We start from the raw sequence: 16,334 nt of genomic DNA on the forward strand, positions 1-16,334 counted from the left end.
AGCGGCGCGGACGCCCTCGACCAGCCGTCGAGGGCGTCCGCGAGCCGCGGAGTTACTCCGCCGGCGGAAGCGGCGAGGTACGGCTTCTGGGCAGTCGCAGCACCTCGAACTGGTCAGTTCCCTCCACCAGCGCCGGCGAGGGCGTCGGTTGGTCGGACACCTCGTCGGCGGTGCCGGTGTCGGCGCCACCGCCCGAATCCGCCGAATCCGCCGCACCGGGACCGCTGACCGTGGCGGTGGCCGCACCGGGACCGGTGGCCGCCGGCTCGGCTGAGGCGGGCGTGCCGACCGCAGCATCCGCCCCGGCCCGCGGCCCCCGCCGACCGGCCCGCCAGTCCCGGATCGACTCCTTGGCGTGCTCCACCATCACGTACAGGGTCGGAACCAGCACCAGGGTGAGCAGGGTCGAGCTGAGCAGACCACCGATCACCACGATCGCCAGGGGCTCCGAGATGAAGCCGCCCTCGCCGGTGAGGCCGAGAGCCATCGGCAGCAGCGCGAAGATGGTCGCGACCGCGGTCATCAGAATCGGACGCAGCCGCCGCCGGCCGCCCTCGACAACCGCCTCCCGGACCCCCAGGCCCTGCGCCCGGTACTGGTTGACCAGGTCGAGCAGGACGATCGCGTTGGTCACCACGATGCCGACCAGCATGAGAACACCGATCAACGCCGGCACTCCCAGGGGGGTTCCGGTAGCCAGTAGCAGCCCGATCGCGCCGGTCGCCGCGAACGGCACGGAGACCAGCAGGATCAGCGCCTGAGTCAGGCTACGGAACGTCACAACCATGATCAGGAAGACGATCGCGATCGCGGCGAGCACCGCCAGCCCCAGATCAGCGAAGGCCTCCTCCTGATCCGCGCTGACGCCACCGATGACAAAGGTGGCCCCGGGGACATCGATCGCGTCCAGCCGCTCCTGCAACTCCTGGCTGGTCGCGCCGAGGTCGGAGCCGGTGGCCGTGCCGGTCACCGAGACGCTGCGCGCACCGTCGATCCGGGTGATCTGCTGGGGGCCGAGAACCTCACTGACCTCAGCGATGGCGCCCAGCGGGACCGCGCCGACCGGCAGCGCCCGCAACTGCTCGGGCGACACCGGCGGTTGGGCGGTTTGCAGGACCACGTTCCGCTGCTGGCCCTCGATCGTCAGCTGCCCCAGCGGGGCGCCCCGGAATGCCTGCGCGACGAACTGCCCGACGCCCGCCTCGGTGAGCCCGGCCGCCGCGGCCTTCGCCCGATCAACCTTGACCTCGATCTGCCCGACCTGGGTTGCCACGCTGGTGGTCACATCCTCGACGCCGGGCAGCCCCGTCATCGCGGCCAACGCCTCGTCAATGGCCTGGGTCCGGATCGCCGGATCGGCAGCCTGCACGACCACCTCGAGCTGATTCGCGGCGGCTCCACCCTGCCCGGCCCCGAACCGGAACTCACCCGCCTCGGCACCGAACTCATCGAACTTCTCGCGCAGGACAGCACGCATCTGCTCGGCGTCGGTATCCGTGAGGGTGAGCGACCAGGTCGCCACACTGTTGCCGCCGGCACCGGCCCACGGGTTACCCCCCGCGCCGGCCGTGACCTGATAGGTCTCGATGCCCTCGGTCCCGGCCAGCACCTCCTCCACCTGTTGGGCCGCCGCGTCCGTGCCCGCCAACCCGGTGCCCGGCGGTAGTTCCTGGGTGATGGCCATCGTGTCCTGGCCGGAGTCGTCGAGGAAGTTCGTCTCCAGCTGGCGGGAGAGGCCGAACGTGCCGAAGAGGACCAGAACGCCGAGGCCGAGGGTGATCCACCGGGTCGACCGCTCCCGGGTGGCGTAGCCGATGACCGGCAGGTACGCGCGCTGCAGCGGGTTACGCAGTTCCTTCTCCTCCGCGGCCCGGCGCACCGCCGCCTCGCCCGCCGTCCGACCGGCCGGCTGGAGGAACCAGTACGCCAGCACCGGAATGAGGGTCAGTGACACCAGCAGGGAGGCGAGCAGCGCCACCGTGACGGTGATCGCGAATGGCGCGAAGAGCTGCCCGATGAATCCGCCGACCAGCGCGATCGGGGCGAATACGGCGACCGTGGTGAGGGTGGAGGCGGTCACCGCACCGGCCACCTCACGGACCGCGGTCCGGATGGCCTCCTGCTTGGACTCGCCGTACTCAAGATGCCGTTTGATGTTCTCCAGCACCACGATCGAGTCGTCGACGACGCGGCCGACGGCGATAGTCAACGCCCCGAGGGTGAGCAGATTGAGCGAGTAGTCACCGATCCAGAGCGCAATCAGCGCGACCAACACCGACAACGGGATGGAGACCGCGGTAACGACGGTGGAGCGCACCGAGAGCAGGAAGACCAGGATCACCAGGGCGGCCATCACGAGACCGATCAGCCCCTTGGTGGCGAGACCCTTGATCGACTTTTCGACGAAGGGGGCCTGGTCGAAGACGACGGTCAACTCGGCGCCGGCGGCGGTGCGCAGCTCCGCGAGCCGGTCCCGGATCTCCTGGGAGATCTGCACCGCGTTCCCGTCCGGCGTCGCGGTCACGGCGATACCCAGGCTGTCCTGGCCGTTGGTACGCGTGATCGCGGTGACCGGCGTGAGCCGCTCCTCGACCGTCGCCACGTCGCCGAGGCGCACCGGGTCAGCCGGCGCCACGGTGAGGATGACGTCGCGCAGCTCGTCGAGGGTGCCCAGCGGGGTGCCGACCTGCACCGGGAGCGTCCGTTGGCCGTCGACAACCGCGCCGGCCGGGATAGCGACGCCGTTGGCCTGCAGCGCCCCGGCGAAGGCGTCGGGCCGAATCCCAGCCTGCGTGAGCTTCTCCACATCTGCGGTAATCGCCAGCACCTCGTCGCGGGTGCCCGTCAGGTCGACCGCACGGACACCCTCGATCGCGGCCAGTTCCGGCAGGACCGTACTGCGCAGCTGCTCGCCGAGCGCACGCTGGTCGGCCCCGCCGGAGGCGGCGAGCACCACCGCCGGCAGGTCATCCGTGCCGCCGGCGATGACCTGCGGCTCAACCCCGTCCGGCAGCCCGGGCACCCGGTTGACCGCGCTCTGCAGCTGGTTTACCGCATCGTCCACGTCGGTACCGAACTCGTACTCAACCTGGATGGTCGCCGACCCCTCGCGCGAGGTCGAGGTGATCTTCTCCAGCCCGGTGACGCCCTGCAGGCTGTTCTCAATCGGCACGGTTACCTGCGACTCAACAGCCTCCGGACCGGCGCCGGGATGGGCCGCCACGATGAAGGCGGCCGGGAACTCCAGCGACGGTAGGAGTTGCTGCTTCAGCGACGGTACGGCGAACGCTCCGAACACCGTGGTGACCACCGCGACAAGGGCAATCAGCCCTCTATTGGCGAGACTGAATCTGGCGAGCAGCGACATCGGCTGGGCTCACTCCTGATGCGGGAATTGGGTGCGGGTGAGTCGAGTGTCCCGTACTGGTTCGGCACCGGTGCGACGGGGTTCACCAGTTTCGGCCCGCGAGTTCACTCGGCAACGCCCGCCGGCTCGTTCGCCGGCACCGCGGACGAGCCCGTCCCGGCCCTCAGGCCAGATCGAGCGAACGGGCCGCGGCCAGCGGGTCATTGGCGATGGTCACCGGCGCGGGGGCGGTCGAGATCGCCCACTCCGGGTCTTTCAGGCCATGACCGGTGACCGTGCAGACGACCGTGGAACCCGGCGGCACCGTACCCGCGGCGGCCTGCTGGAGCAGTCCCGCGACACTCGCGGCGCTGCCCAACTCGACGAAGACCCCGACATCGCGAGCGAGCAGCCGGTACGCGGTCAGGATCTCCCGGTCGGTGACCGCGGCGATCAGACCGCCCGAGGCATCCCGAGCATCCAGTGCTCTCGGCCAGCTCGCCGGATTGCCGATCCGGATTGCGGTGGCGATCGTGGCCGGTTCGCGCACCGCCTGGCCGGTGACGATCGGCGCCGCACCAGCGGCCTGGAAACCGTACAGTTTCGGGGTCCGGGTGATATTTCCGGCGGCCTGTTCCTCCGAGTAGCCGAGCCAGTAGGCGGAGATGTTCCCGGCGTTGCCGACCGGCATGCAGTGAATGTCTGGTGCCGCGCCAAGCGCCTCGACGATCTCGAAGGCGGCGGTCTTCTGGCCGTGTAGCCGGTCGATGTTCACCGAGTTCACCAGCGCGACCGGATAGTCCTGAGCGAGCTTGGCGGCCAACGACAGGCAGTCGTCGAAGTTGCCACTGACCTGGAGCAGTCGGGCACCGTGCACCAACGCCTGGGCGAGCTTGCCCAGCGCGATCTTTCCCTGTGGCACCAGCACCGCGCAGGTCAGGCCGGCTCGCGCCGCGTAGGCCGCGGCCGAGGCGCTGGTGTTACCGGTCGAGGCGCAGATAATCACCTTGTTGTCGGCCTCGACCGCCTTGGAGACCGCGACGGTCATTCCCCGGTCCTTGAAGGAGCCGGTCGGGTTGGCACCCTCGACCTTCAGAAAGACCTCGCACCCGGTCCGCGCCGACAGCACCGGTGCCGGCAGCAGTGGGGTGTTCCCCTCGTGCAGGGTGACGACCGGGGTGGTTGCCGTGACCGGCAGCCGCTCACGGTACGCGTCGATAAGACCCCGCCACATGTCGTCTCCTCCGCCTCCACCCGGACCGGGCTATGCGCTTCCCTCGACCCGCAGCACGCTGGCCACCGACCGGACCGCGTCCAGCCCGCGCAACGCCTGGACCGTCGCGGCGAGTGCGGCGTCCGGCGCGACATGGGTGACGATGACCAGGTCGGCATCCTCGTCCCGGCCGGCCACGCCGCTGCCCGCAGCGCCCTGCCGCACGGTGGCGATCGACACACCGTGCTCCGCGAACACGCCCGCCACCGCCGCCAGCACGCCGGGGCGGTCGGTCACGTCGAGGCTGATGTGGTACCGGGTCAGTGCCTCCCCCATCGGCCGTACCGCCAGGTCGGCGTAGGCGGACTCACTGGCCGCCCGGACCCCGGCGAGCCGGTTGCGGGAGACCGCCACCACGTCACCGAGCACCGCACTGGCGGTCGGCGCCCCGCCCGCACCCGGCCCGTAGAACATCAGCTGCCCCGCCGCCTCGGCCTCCACGAACACCGCGTTGAAGGCGTCACCCACGCTGGCGAGGGGATGGGAGAGCGGAATCATCGCCGGATGCACCCGTACGCTGACGGTCTCCCCGCCATCCGCGGCGGTGCCCCGGGCCGCGATGCAGAGCAGTTTGATGGTGCAGCCCATCGCCTTGGCACTGGCGACATCGGCGGCGGTGACCTCGGTGATGCCCTCCCGGTGCACATCCGCCGCACCGACCCGGGTGTGGAATGCCAGGGAGGCGAGGATCGCCGCCTTGGCCGCCGCGTCGAAACCCTCCACGTCGGCCGTCGGGTCAGCCTCGGCGTACCCCAGATCGGTCGCCTCGGCCAACGCCTCGGCGAAGCCGGCGCCGGTGGCGCCCATGGCGGAGAGGATGAAGTTGGTGGTGCCGTTCACGATGCCGGTCACCTGGGTGACCCGGTCCCCGTGCAGCGACTCCCGCAGCGGGCGCAGCAGGGGAATCGCGCCGGCCACCGCCGCCTCGTAGTAGAGGTCGCCCCCACCCTGCGCCGCCGCGTCGTGCAGCGTCCCGCCGTCCTCGGCGAGCAGCGCCTTGTTCGCGGTTACCACGCTCTTACCCGCCCGCAGCGCCTCCACCAGCCAACTCCGCGCCGGTTCGATGCCGCCGACGCACTCGACCACCACGTCGATGTCGTCCCGTTTGACCAGGTCGAACGGGTCAGCGGTGAAGACGGCCGGATCGACCGGCAGCTCCCCCCGGTCCCGGCCGATCCGCCGTACGGCGATGCCGGCGATCTCCAGCGGGGCACCGATCCGGGCGGCGAGATCGGCGGACTGCGAGTGCAGCAGCCGAACCACCTCGCTGCCGACCGTGCCACAGCCGAGCAGCGCCACGCGCACAGGTGATGTCATCCCACATCCAAAGCGAGCAGGTCCTCTTCGGTCTCCCGGCGGACGATCAGGCGAGCCCGACCGTCGCGCACCGCGACCACCGGGGGGCGCGGCACGTGGTTGTAGTTGCTGGCCATGCTCCGGCAGTACGCACCCGTGCCGGGCACGGCGACAAGATCTCCGGGCTGCACGTCTGCGGGCAGGAATTCATCCTTCACCACAATGTCCCCGGACTCACAGTGCTTTCCCACAACGCGGGCAAGCACCGGCTCGGCGACGCTCGCCCGGGACGCCAGGGTCGCCGAGTACGACGCGTCGTAGAGCGCGGCTCGGATGTTGTCGCTCATGCCGCCGTCAACACTCACAAAGCAACGACGCCCATCCGTCGCGTCGCCACCGGTTCCGACCGGCACCGACTTGACCGTGCCCACCTCGTAGAGCGTGAACATGGCCGGGCCGACGATCGCCCGGCCCGGCTCGATCGACAGGTGCGGCACCGCCAGCCGCTCGGCGGCACACTCCCCGTCAACGATTTTGCGTAGCCGCTTCGCCAGGTCGGCCGGCGTGGCCGGGTCGTCCTGCGAGGTGTACGCGATGCCGAAACCGCCGCCCAGGTCCAGCTCCGGCAACTGCACCCCCCGCGCGTCGCGGATCTGCGCCTGGAGCGCCAGCACCCGGCGGGCGGAGACCTCGAACCCGCTCGCATCGAAGATCTGCGACCCGATGTGCGAGTGCAGACCGCGCAGCTCCAGCACGTCCTCGTCGAGGATGCGCAGTGCGGCGGCGATCGCCGCGCCGTCCGCCAGCGAGAAGCCGAACTTCTGGTCCTCGTGCGCGGTGGCGATGAACTCGTGGGTGTGCGCCTCCACGCCGACGGTGACCCGCACCAGCACCCGCGGGCGGACGCCCCGCGCGCGGGCCAACGCGGTGAGCCGGTCGATCTCGTGGGATGAGTCGACGATGATCCGCCCCACCCCGACCTCCAACGCCCGGCTCAACTCGGCGGTCGACTTGTTGTTGCCGTGGAAGCCGATCCGCTCCGCCGGCATCCCGGCCGCCAGCGCGGTAGCCAACTCACCACCGCTGCACACGTCCAGGTACAGGCCCTCCTCGGCGACCATTCGGGCGACCGCCCGGCAGAGGAACGCCTTACCGGCGTAGTAGACATCCTCGGTCGGGAAAGCGGCACGGAAATCCCGGCAGCGGCTCCGCAGGTCCTCCTCGTCCAGGAGATACACCGCGGTGCCGAACTCGGCCGCGAGCTCCCGCACCGAGCAGCCCGCGATGGCGAGCGCACCATCCGCCGCCCGGCTGACGGTGCGCGGCCACAGCCCGGGCAGCAGGGCATTGACGTCCCGTGGGGCACGCAGCCACGCCGTCCCCTGGCTGCCGATCTCCCCATGCAGGGCACCGGCCTCGTGTGCACGCATTACCTATCGCTTCCCGACTGCGGGGCTCGCAAGCTCACTCCTCGCGCTCGCATGTCACATCCGCTCCGGGGCTGCGACGCCGAGCAACCGCAGGCCGTTGGCGATGACCACGCGGGTGGCGTCGTTGAGCCAGAGCCGGGCGCGGTGCAGGTCGGTGATCTCCTCGTCGCCCCGGGGCAGCACCCGGCAGTTGTCATAGAAACGGTGGTACGCCCCGGCCAGGTCCTCCAGGTACCGGGCGATCCGGTGCGGCTCCCGTAGCTCGGCGGCGGTGGCCACCACGGCGGGGAACTCGGCCAGCGCCTTCAACAGCTCGTTTTCCTTGTCATGGTCGAGCAGCTCGGGGTGGAAGTCCGCCGAGCCACCCCGGGCCAGCCCGACCTCCGCCGCATTGCGCCCGACATTCGCCGTACGCGCCGCCACGTACTGCACGTAGTAGACCGGGTTGTCGCGGCTGGCCCGGGTCCACAGCTCGATGTCGATGTCGATCGGGGAGTCGGTGGAGTAGCGCGCCAGGGCGTACCGGGCGGCGTCCACACCAACTGCGTCGACCAGGTCCTCCAGGCTCACCACGGTGCCGGCCCGCTTACTCATCCGCACCGGGGCCCCGTCGCGGACCAGGTTGACCATCTGCCCGATGAGGATCTCCAGGTTGCGGCTCGGGTCGTCGCCGAAGCAGGCGACCATCGCCTTCATCCGACCCAGGTAGCCGTGGTGATCCGCGCCGAGCATCAGCACGACCCGCTCGAAGCCGCGCTCCCGCTTGTCCAGGTAGTAGGCGCAGTCCGCGGCGAAGTACGTCCACTCGCCGTCGGACTTGCGCAGCACCCGGTCCTTGTCGTCGCCGAAGTCGGTGGTGCGCAGCCAGGTGGCGCCATCGGCTTCGAAGATGTGGCCCTGCTGCCGGAGCCGCGCCAGGGCGAGCTCCAATTCGCCCCGGTCGTGCAGGTCCTTCTCGTTGAAGTAGGTGTCGAACTCCACGCCGAAGTCACGCAGCGACGACTTGATCTCAGCGAACATCAGCTCGACGCCCTCGACCCGGAACACCTCCTGGGCGGCGGCGTCGTCGAGCGCCAGCACATCCGGCCGCCGGGACTGGACCTGCTGCGCGATCTCCGCGAGGTACGCGCCGGCGTACCCGTCCTCCGGCGCCGGCTCCCCCTTCGCAGCGGCCAGCAGGGAGCGGGCGAACCGGTCGATCTGCGAACCGGCGTCGTTGAAGTAGTACTCGGTGCCGACCGCGGCCCCGGTGGCGCGCAGCAACCGGCTCAACGCGTCACCGACCGCCGCCCACCGGACGCCGCCGATGTGCACCGGGCCGGTCGGATTGGCCGACACGAACTCGAGGTTGATCGACTGACCGGCGAGCCGGCCGCTGCGGCCGTACTCCGCGCCGGTCTCGACGATCACCTGGGCCAGCTGGCCCGCGGCGGCCGCGTCGAGGCGGATGTTCAGGAAGCCCGGACCGGCGATCTCCACCGACTTGACCCCCACGGCCCGGCCGAGCTGCTCGGCCAGCGCGGCGGCGAGCTCCCGCGGCGGGACCCCCACCTTCTTACTGAGCTGCAGGGCCAGCGTCGAGGCGTAGTCCCCGTGCTCGACGTTGCGGGGTCGCTCCACCGCGGTCTGCTCCGGGAGCGTGGAGCGGTCCAGGCCCCGCTCGGTGAAGACGGCGTGGGCTGCGGTGAGGACGACCTCGGCGAGTTCTGCGGGAGTCACCGAACCATGCTATCGGGGGTAGACTCAGTCCCCGCGGCGGCGACCCAGCATGTGACCCCGGCCCGCCACATCCCCCGACCGACCGACCTGACGAGGCACGATGAGCATCAGCACCCCGGGCGGCCCGGAGCGCCGCCCGACCGTTGCCAGCACCACGAAGAAGTCAGCCGGGGGCAGGCCGGCCAGCGGCAAGCCCGGATCCGGCAAGCCAGCGGGGGGCAGACCGGGGTCCGGTAAACCAGTGGGCAGCCAACGCGGCGGCAAGAAGCCACGCAAGCCGATCACTCCGGTCAAGGTAAGCCAGCAGCGCAACTGGGGGCCGATCGCCCTCTTCGTCGCCGTCGGCATACTCGCTGTCGCGATCGTCGGCTACGGCGGCTGGGCGGCATTCCAGGGCTCCAAGCCGTGGGACGAGCGGGCGAACGATATCGCCGACATCGTCAACTACCGCGAGCAGGACCCGGAACTGGTCGCGGGCGGCAACCACCAGCAGGGCTCGATCGAGTACTCCGTCCTACCCCCGGTCGCCGGCCCACACAACGACGCCTGGCAGAACTGCATGGGCGACATCTACGATGCCCCGATCGCCAGCGAGCACGCCGTGCACAGCCTGGAGCACGGCGCGGTGTGGATCACTTACCAACCTGACCTCGACGCCGGCCAGGTCGAGAAGCTGGCCGAGCGGGTACGCGGCAACGAGAAGCTCTTCCTCAGCCCGTACGACGGGCTGGACCAGCCGATCTCGCTCCAGGCCTGGGGCTACCAGCTCAAGGTCGACAACGCCGATGACGGTCGGATCGACGATTTCATCAAGACGCTGAGGGTCAATGCCTCCGTCGAGGGCCCCACCGCCCTCTGCGCCCAGGGCGTCACCGCCACCGGCACCACACCGCGGGACCTCGGCCCGCAGATGCCACAGTAATTAAGGAGCCGGGATGTCCGCCCGCACGACCCTCGAAGACAAGCCTGACGGGGCTCCGCCCGTCGACAGCGCCCGTCGACCCGCTGCCCAGTTCGGCACGGCGGTGGTGGCGATCGCCATCGTGATCGGCCTCCTGCTCGGCTACGCGGGCGGCCTACTCACCCCCGACCTCAGTCGACCGGGGGATACCTCCGCCGAGGCGGGCTTCGCGCGCGACATGACCACCCACCACGCCCAGGCGGTGGAGATGGGGTTGATCGCCTTCAAGCACGGCACGGACCGGGAGGTCCAGACGATCGGTAACGACATCGCCCTCGGCCAGCAGGGTGACATCGGCATCATGCAGGGCTGGCTGCGGTCCTGGGAGCTGGACCCGACCGGCTCGGAGCCCCGGATGGCGTGGCTGCCGGACGGCACCGAGATGATCCGCGACGGGCTGATGCCGGGGATGGCCACTGCGGAGCAGATGACCCAGCTCCGGGAGGCCCGGGGCACGGAGTTGGATGTCCTCTTCCTCGAGCTCATGATCACGCACCACATCGGTGGCATCCACATGGTTGACGCGCTGCTCGACCAGAGCGACGAGAAGGACGTGGTCCAGACCGCGCAGACGATGAAGAACACCCAGCAGACAGATCTGACCAACCTGCGCAACGCACTCGAGCGCATCAAGGGCTGACCGGGCGGACCGGGCCGTCCCGCGACCCGCACCACCACCGGGTGGTGCGGGTCGTTTGTCATGGTCAGAGAGGCACTCGGGCGACACTAGACGGTAAGTCCGATTCGAGAGGTTGCTCCCGCTTAGGGCGAATACATCTCAAAGAGAAGTTTCTCCGCACATATCGTGACCAGTTGTGATTCGGGCTCGTTGCGTAAGACGTGGGTGTTGCACTAAGAGACGCACGGCGTTCGGTCACCAGCTGGTGCCGGCGCCACACAATCGGCGGTGACGGGGCGGTGGCGGCCGTCCGTCGCGGAGTGCGGCAGAGCGAGCCAGGAGCGCTCAGCCGCGAACAGGAACTCGAGCTGATCGACACCTTGCGGGGCAGCTACCCCGACGCGTTCGGCTTGGAGGAGGGGCTCTGGACGCGACAGGGTCTGCACACCATCATCCAGAACCGGTTCGGGTTGCCGCTCGACCCCGGCGCCGTCGCGGCATACCTGCGGGCCTGGGGACTCGGCCCCCGGGAGCCACGCGAGCGTGCCTGCGGGCTCTGCGTCGGCGCGGTGGAGCGCTGGGTACGCACCGAGTACCCCGCGATCATCCGGGCCGCTCAGGAACACCTGGCCGACGTGCACTGGATCGGCCGGATCCGGCTCCGCGGCACGATGCCAGCGGCGGACATCATCTCCGCGGTCTCGTCTCGGGGACGGGTCCAATTCATGGTCACCACCCCGTCGGTGGACCCGCCGCTCCCCCGCGACTTCGTACTCCGACTCAGCGGAGCGGAGCAACGCACCGTCCACCTGATCGTGGACGGCTCGTGGCCCCGCAATGAGTGGCCACGTCGGCTACCCCGCCGCATCGCGCTACACCCGCTGCCCAGCTGCGGTCGCGCCGTCGCCGCGTGACCACCGGCCCGGCCGGATGCGGGCGGTTGGAGCGCATCCGTGCGTACCGATTCGGTGATCGCGGGAAGGGTTTGCTACTCTTCTCCGGTCGCTGAGCCCCCGTAGCTCAGGGGATAGAGCACCGCCCTCCGGAGGCGGGAGCGCAGGTTCGAATCCTGCCGGGGGCACGTAGAACATGGGAACGGGTTTGAGCGACAGGGGCGGACGCCAACGCGTCCGCCCCTTCTGTTTTGGTGTTCGGGCTGCCGCTGCCTCGAAACGACAGGGGCCTTGCCCGTGGCGTCGGCAGCACCGGGAGCTGAGGCACATGGCGGACCGGTTACCGTCTGTGAAACGCCCGGTCTGCGACAGCAGAGTAAGTCGCCAGAACGCCTACGGCAGGAACTCGCGGAAGTGCTCAGCCACCAAACTTGCCATGGTTTGAGCGTCACGGGATCCGTCGACTTCGATGCTGGGAATGTTCAGCCGCTTGGCGTTACGGACTGCGTCTTCGGCGATCAGCCGGTCGCGCGCGATCCGGTTCCGCTGGGCAAGTTGCGGGTCGCTCACGTTGAGCGGGAGGGCGCTGGCGCGTGTTAGCTCACGGAGCTGGTACCGCCGGAACTCCTCAGTGGGCACCGTGACGACCATGCGCTGGGTCGAGGACATGAGCGGCGCGACGAGTTCCGGACGAAGCCCCCACCCGTCAGCGATAATCGGGCGCGGCGACACGAGGGCGCGGAGGTCGTCCTGAACATACTCAAGCGTTCTACGAAGATCTTGAGAGCCTGATCGACGGCCTGCTCGACCGTCGATCGGATCCACATGTCCTCCGCGTCGGGCTCGGCGGAACTCTCGCCGCGGCGTAGTTGCTGAGCTTTCCGGCGGTCCAGATGGCCCCGAGCGTGCCGGCCGAGTTTCGTCGCCGAATCCGGAGGCGGTACCCGGGCGGTGGGTCGCAGGACTTGACGCGGCCCAGCCCACCGATTCGTCGGAGTGCAGGGGCAACGCGGCGTACGATGCCGCGCAAGGGCAGAGGGAGACATGCCGATGACGACCCAACAAACGCAGGGTCCCACGCCCGGCCACGCGCGTCGCCATGTGGGCGGTCTCCTTCTGGCTGCTGCTGTCGCCGTCGGTCTCGCGGTGGCCATCGGGGTGGTAACGGGCGACCCGGGGCCCGACCTGGGCCCGGTGCAGGCCGCATCCGTGGCGAACACCGATGCGGGGCCGGTCCGCTGTCCCGAGCAGTGGTACGAAACGGTACCGCCGTCCACCCCGTTCGCACCGGAGGTCATGGTCCCCACCGGGGCGACCGAGGTTCTGCTGTGCAGCTACCCCACGCTGGGGACAGAACCATGGAGCCTCGGCAGCACCAGGCGCAACACCAGCGACGTCACCGAGCTGACCGACTACGTCAACGGGCTGGCGATCTCATCCGAAGACGATGACGCCTGCCTGATGCACATCCCGTCTCTGCGGCGCAGCGTCGTGTTCGGCTACCCCGGACAGCGTGCGGTGACAATCCGTCTGGGCTGCCCCTTCTGGCGACGCGACGGCGGCACGTCCCGCTACGCCGGCGACCAGCGGAAGGTCCTCGCGTACTGGGGCCTGAGCTGGAACCAGCACTGAACACTTCCCGCGCCGACATGATCGCCCGCCGGGGCACCCGGAAAGCGGGGCCAGCGAGCTGCCACCTGGACGTCGACGTCGAGGCTCGGTGCCAGCGGGTGGCCGTCCCGCACGACTGACTCCTGGCTGCCGCAGTCAGCTGGGCGGGCCGGGCTGGATTTCCTCCCAACCGGGTCGCTCCAGAAGCGGAGGTTCCGCTATAACGAGCATGCTGTTCCGCTGGCCGACCTCGCCCCCTCGGAGTGTCCATGACGACGCAGTTGCGTGACCGTCTCGACCAGATACTCCAAGCTGGCCAGGTCGGCGGTCTGCACGCTGTCGCGGCGGTTCGCGGTGGTCAAACCGTGCTGGAGTACTACCGGGCCGGCGAAGATTTCGCCTGGGGCGACTCGCTGGGCGTCGTCGAGTTCGGGCCCGGGGTCCTGCACGACATCCGTTCTGTCACCAAAAGCGTGACCATCCTGTTGTACGGCATCGCGCTCGGCGAAGGACTGGTCCCGCCGCCAGCGGAGCCGCTCCTGCCGTGGTTCCCGCAGTACCCCGACCTGGCGGCAGACCCCCGGCGGGCCCGGCTCACCGTCGAGCACGCGCTGACAATGTCGTTGGGCATGGAGTGGCGCGAAGATCTCCCGTACGACAGCCCGGCCAACGCCGAGATCGCGATGGAGCTGGCGCCGGACCGATACCGGTACATCCTGGAGCGGCCGGTCGTCGAGCCACCCGGCACCGGATGGACCTACTGCGGCGGCGCCACGGCTCTGCTCGGCCGACTGATCGCCGACGGCACCGGGCAGTCGCTGCCGCAGTACGCGCAGGCCGTGCTGTTCGCGCCATTGGGCATCGACAGCTTCGAGTGGATGACCGGCGCGGACGGAGTGGCCTCCGCAGCGTCCGGGCTGCGACTCGCGCCGCAGGACCTGGCCCGGCTCGGTGAGCTGGTGCTGGCCGAGGGAGCGCGGGACGGTCAGCGGATCGTCCCCGCCGACTGGATCCGCACGATGCTCCAGCCGCGCCTGCACACCACCTGGGGCGGGCAGTACGGCTACCAGTGGTACATCGAATCCATCGAGGGCCATCGACTGGTGGCCGGCATGGGAAACGGCGGCCAGCGCCTGTTCGTCCTGCCCGAACTGGACCTCACCGTAGCCGTCACCGCCGGCAACTACGACGACCCCGACCAGTGGCGGACCCCGCTCACGGTGCTGGAACAGGTCATCCTTCCCGCGGTGGCTTGAGGCCCCACGACCGCCGGGCGATGCCGGCGGCAACACGACGCCGGTTGCGCCCGCCCGCTACGACAGCCTATTCGGCACCCCGGTCTGCGGCTGCCGTGAGCTGGTCAGCCAGGTCCCTCAGCGCCGGCCGCAACTCGTCGGGCCGGCGGATGGTGACGGGCCACTCCAGTGCGGCCAGCAGGCGGGCCATGCCGTCCAGGCGCTCGGCCCGCGCGTGCAACACGACACCGGCGGCATCCGCCGCAAGCGTCACGGCGGAGCGCGGCAGTCGGCGGGCGACCTCGTCCAGCGGTCCGTGGATGAGAACTTCGACGTCCCAGCGGTACGGAACACGAGCCAGCGCTGACGTCAGGTGGGTGACGGGGTCGAAGCCGTCCGGGACCGTGAAGGTTCGCGTACCAGTGGCAAGCGCAGCGATCCGGTCGATCCGGAAGGTTCTTGGGCTGTCGTACTGGTGGTCGCGTCCGACCACATACCAGCGGCCGCGATGGAAGACGACTCCGTACGGGTCGAGGTCGCGTTCGGTCTGCTCCTGTCGCCAGGACCGGTAGCTCATCCGGACGGCGGTGCGGGCGCGCGACGCCTGGGCCAGGGCCAGCAGCACACCCGTCTCGGGCGCCTGTGCGGTCACCGTGTTCGTCGTGAAGGAGAGGGTCTCCCGGATAGCGGCCAGCGGCTCCCGCAGGCCGCGCGGAAGAACCCGTTCGATCTTGGCCAGGGCACCCGAGTGCGCCGGCGTGGTCATGCTCATGCCCAGCCGCTCCGCGGCGAGCAGTCCCACGACAACGGCGAGGGCCTCGTCGTTGGTGAGGACCAGGGGCGGCATCCGATAGCCGCGGGCCAGGCAGTAGCCGCCGTGGCGGCCCCGTTCGGCCGCTACCGGGATCCCGAGATCGCGCAGGTGCGCGGCGTAGCGACGGACAGTGCGAACGTCGGTGCCGAGCCGGTCGGCCAGCTCCCGACCAGTAAGCCGCGGGTGCGACTGCAGGAGCTCCAGCAGGGTCAGGACACGGGTCAGTGGATGAGACATAGGTCACTTACCATATCCGGACGGAAGCTGTCCTGTATTGATCCTACTCTTACGACACCTCAAGTAAGGGAGATCACATGGCTACCTTCGTACTCGTTCCCGGCGCATGGCTCGGCGCATGGGCTTGGCAAGACACCGCCCAGGCGCTGGCTGGGCACGGGCACACGGCGCTTCCGCTGACGCTGACCGGTCTCGGCGAGTACGCCGGCCGGGGCACTCCGGCGACGAACCTGGAGACCCACATCGCCGACATAATCGACTTCGTCCAGCGAGGTGACCTGCACGACGTCACCCTGGTCGCCCACAGCTACGCCGGCGCTCCCGTCACCGGAGCAGCTGCACAACTCGATGCACGGCTTAAGCGGGTGGTGTACGTGGACAGCGCTCCGTTCGCCACCGGCATGTGCATGCTCGACCTCATGCCACCGGAGGCTGCCGACCAGTTGCGCCAGCAGGTCGCAGCGGATGGTGAGGGGTGGCGACTACCGATGCCCCCCTTTGCGGTCCTGGGGATGTCCAGCAGCCTCGACGGACTCGACCAGAACAAACGGGAGCTGCTGCGGGCCCGTGCCACCGCCCAACCATTCGGTACCTACGAGCAGCGGCTCGCCGGCCCGGCCGAACCCCGCCACGACGTCGACCGCGTCCTGGTCACGTGCAACGACTTCCGGGAGTTGTTGAACGCCGGGGTACCGGCCCTGGCGTCCCTGCACCAGCCGCCGTGGCGCCGGTTCGACCTGCACACGGGGCACTGGCCGATGTTGTCTGCCCCGGCTGAACTCGCCGGCGTCCTCGATCTGGCCGTCAGCTGACCGCGGAGCAATGGACGCACTCAGCCGGCGGCCCGCCGGGCACGAGCCCGTAGCGACGTGGGATCGGGCCAAAACACTCCACGCGGAT

At 69.8% G+C, this 16,334-nt stretch carries 13 protein-coding genes and 1 tRNA gene; 7 read left to right on the top strand and 7 right to left on the bottom strand.

All coding sequences use genetic code 11. The annotated features are described in order from the left end of the window. Nucleotides 1-52: 52 nt before the first annotated feature. The 5 genes from H0524_RS03050 to argS all read right to left on the bottom strand — a co-directional run bounded on the left by H0524_RS03050 (nucleotide 53) and on the right by argS (nucleotide 9,064). Complete coding sequence (locus H0524_RS03050) at nucleotides 53-3,367, bottom strand: efflux RND transporter permease subunit (protein WP_180197291.1); 3,315 nt, start codon at nucleotides 3,365-3,367, stop codon at nucleotides 53-55. Between the two features lie 163 nt (nucleotides 3,368-3,530). After that, entirely contained in the window at nucleotides 3,531-4,580 is a 1,050-nt protein-coding gene (gene thrC / locus H0524_RS03055) for a threonine synthase (RefSeq protein WP_180197292.1), read from the bottom strand. A gap of 30 nt (nucleotides 4,581-4,610) precedes the next feature. After that, nucleotides 4,611-5,924, bottom strand: a complete 1,314-nt coding sequence (locus H0524_RS03060) for a homoserine dehydrogenase (protein ID WP_180197598.1) — start codon at nucleotides 5,922-5,924, stop codon at nucleotides 4,611-4,613. 8 nt (nucleotides 5,925-5,932) lie between these two features. Continuing rightward, on the bottom strand, nucleotides 5,933-7,345 hold the full coding sequence (gene lysA, locus H0524_RS03065) for a diaminopimelate decarboxylase (RefSeq protein WP_180197293.1): 1,413 nt from the start codon (nucleotides 7,343-7,345) through the stop codon (nucleotides 5,933-5,935). Nucleotides 7,346-7,399: 54 nt separating this feature from the next. Continuing rightward, nucleotides 7,400-9,064, bottom strand: a complete 1,665-nt coding sequence (argS, locus tag H0524_RS03070; protein WP_180197294.1) for an arginine--tRNA ligase — start codon at nucleotides 9,062-9,064, stop codon at nucleotides 7,400-7,402. 100 nt (nucleotides 9,065-9,164) lie between these two features. Here argS and H0524_RS03075 point away from each other — a divergent pair, with 100 nt between their 5' ends. From H0524_RS03075 to H0524_RS03090, 4 genes are all read left to right on the top strand, one after another. Then, nucleotides 9,165-9,986 carry a DUF3105 domain-containing protein gene (locus H0524_RS03075; protein WP_180197295.1) on the top strand — a complete coding sequence of 274 codons (822 nt, stop codon included), beginning with the start codon at nucleotides 9,165-9,167 and terminating at the stop codon, nucleotides 9,984-9,986. A gap of 13 nt (nucleotides 9,987-9,999) precedes the next feature. Continuing rightward, entirely contained in the window at nucleotides 10,000-10,665 is a 666-nt protein-coding gene (locus H0524_RS03080) for a DUF305 domain-containing protein (RefSeq protein ID WP_180197296.1), read from the top strand. A gap of 200 nt (nucleotides 10,666-10,865) precedes the next feature. Next, nucleotides 10,866-11,558 (top strand): winged helix-turn-helix domain-containing protein, encoded by a 693-nt coding sequence (locus H0524_RS03085; protein WP_033774180.1) that lies wholly within the window; start codon nucleotides 10,866-10,868, stop codon nucleotides 11,556-11,558. Between the two features lie 95 nt (nucleotides 11,559-11,653). Beyond that, nucleotides 11,654-11,725 (top strand) — tRNA-Arg (locus H0524_RS03090). A gap of 205 nt (nucleotides 11,726-11,930) precedes the next feature. Here H0524_RS03090 and H0524_RS03095 read toward each other — a convergent pair. Continuing rightward, nucleotides 11,931-12,362, bottom strand: coding sequence for a hypothetical protein (locus tag H0524_RS03095; RefSeq protein WP_255435757.1), 432 nt, complete (start codon nucleotides 12,360-12,362; stop codon nucleotides 11,931-11,933). A gap of 225 nt (nucleotides 12,363-12,587) precedes the next feature. Here H0524_RS03095 and H0524_RS24425 point away from each other — a divergent pair, with 225 nt between their 5' ends. After that, on the top strand, nucleotides 12,588-13,169 hold the full coding sequence (locus tag H0524_RS24425) for a hypothetical protein (RefSeq protein WP_255435758.1): 582 nt from the start codon (nucleotides 12,588-12,590) through the stop codon (nucleotides 13,167-13,169). A 248-nt stretch (nucleotides 13,170-13,417) separates the two neighbouring features. Further along, nucleotides 13,418-14,404, top strand: coding sequence for a serine hydrolase (locus tag H0524_RS03105; RefSeq protein ID WP_180197297.1), 987 nt, complete (start codon nucleotides 13,418-13,420; stop codon nucleotides 14,402-14,404). Nucleotides 14,405-14,471: 67 nt separating this feature from the next. Here H0524_RS03105 and H0524_RS03110 read toward each other — a convergent pair whose 3' ends face one another. Further along, on the bottom strand, nucleotides 14,472-15,434 hold the full coding sequence (locus tag H0524_RS03110) for a YafY family protein (RefSeq protein WP_180197298.1): 963 nt from the start codon (nucleotides 15,432-15,434) through the stop codon (nucleotides 14,472-14,474). 77 nt (nucleotides 15,435-15,511) lie between these two features. Here H0524_RS03110 and H0524_RS03115 point away from each other — a divergent pair, with 77 nt between their 5' ends. Further along, complete coding sequence (locus tag H0524_RS03115; RefSeq protein ID WP_180197299.1) at nucleotides 15,512-16,246, top strand: alpha/beta fold hydrolase; 735 nt, start codon at nucleotides 15,512-15,514, stop codon at nucleotides 16,244-16,246. Nucleotides 16,247-16,334 lie beyond the last annotated feature (88 nt).

Origin of the sequence: Salinispora sp. H7-4, assembly GCF_013416675.1 — a bacterium.
GTDB lineage: Bacteria > Actinomycetota > Actinomycetes > Mycobacteriales > Micromonosporaceae > Micromonospora > Micromonospora vitiensis.

Bases quoted from the DNA above. Each gene is read 5' to 3' on its own strand.
- H0524_RS03050 (WP_180197291.1), bottom strand. From the start codon at position 3,367: ATGTCGCTGCTCGCCAGATTCAGTCTCGCCAATAGAGGGCTGATTGCC.
- thrC (WP_180197292.1), bottom strand. From the start codon at position 4,580: ATGTGGCGGGGTCTTATCGACGCGTACCGTGAGCGGCTGCCGGTCACG.
- lysA (WP_180197293.1), bottom strand. From the start codon at position 7,345: ATGCGTGCACACGAGGCCGGTGCCCTGCATGGGGAGATCGGCAGCCAG.
- H0524_RS03075 (WP_180197295.1), top strand. From the start codon at position 9,165: ATGAGCATCAGCACCCCGGGCGGCCCGGAGCGCCGCCCGACCGTTGCC.
- H0524_RS03080 (WP_180197296.1), top strand. From the start codon at position 10,000: ATGTCCGCCCGCACGACCCTCGAAGACAAGCCTGACGGGGCTCCGCCC.
- H0524_RS24425 (WP_255435758.1), top strand. From the start codon at position 12,588: ATGACGACCCAACAAACGCAGGGTCCCACGCCCGGCCACGCGCGTCGC.
- H0524_RS03105 (WP_180197297.1), top strand. From the start codon at position 13,418: ATGACGACGCAGTTGCGTGACCGTCTCGACCAGATACTCCAAGCTGGC.
- H0524_RS03110 (WP_180197298.1), bottom strand. From the start codon at position 15,434: ATGTCTCATCCACTGACCCGTGTCCTGACCCTGCTGGAGCTCCTGCAG.
- H0524_RS03115 (WP_180197299.1), top strand. From the start codon at position 15,512: ATGGCTACCTTCGTACTCGTTCCCGGCGCATGGCTCGGCGCATGGGCT.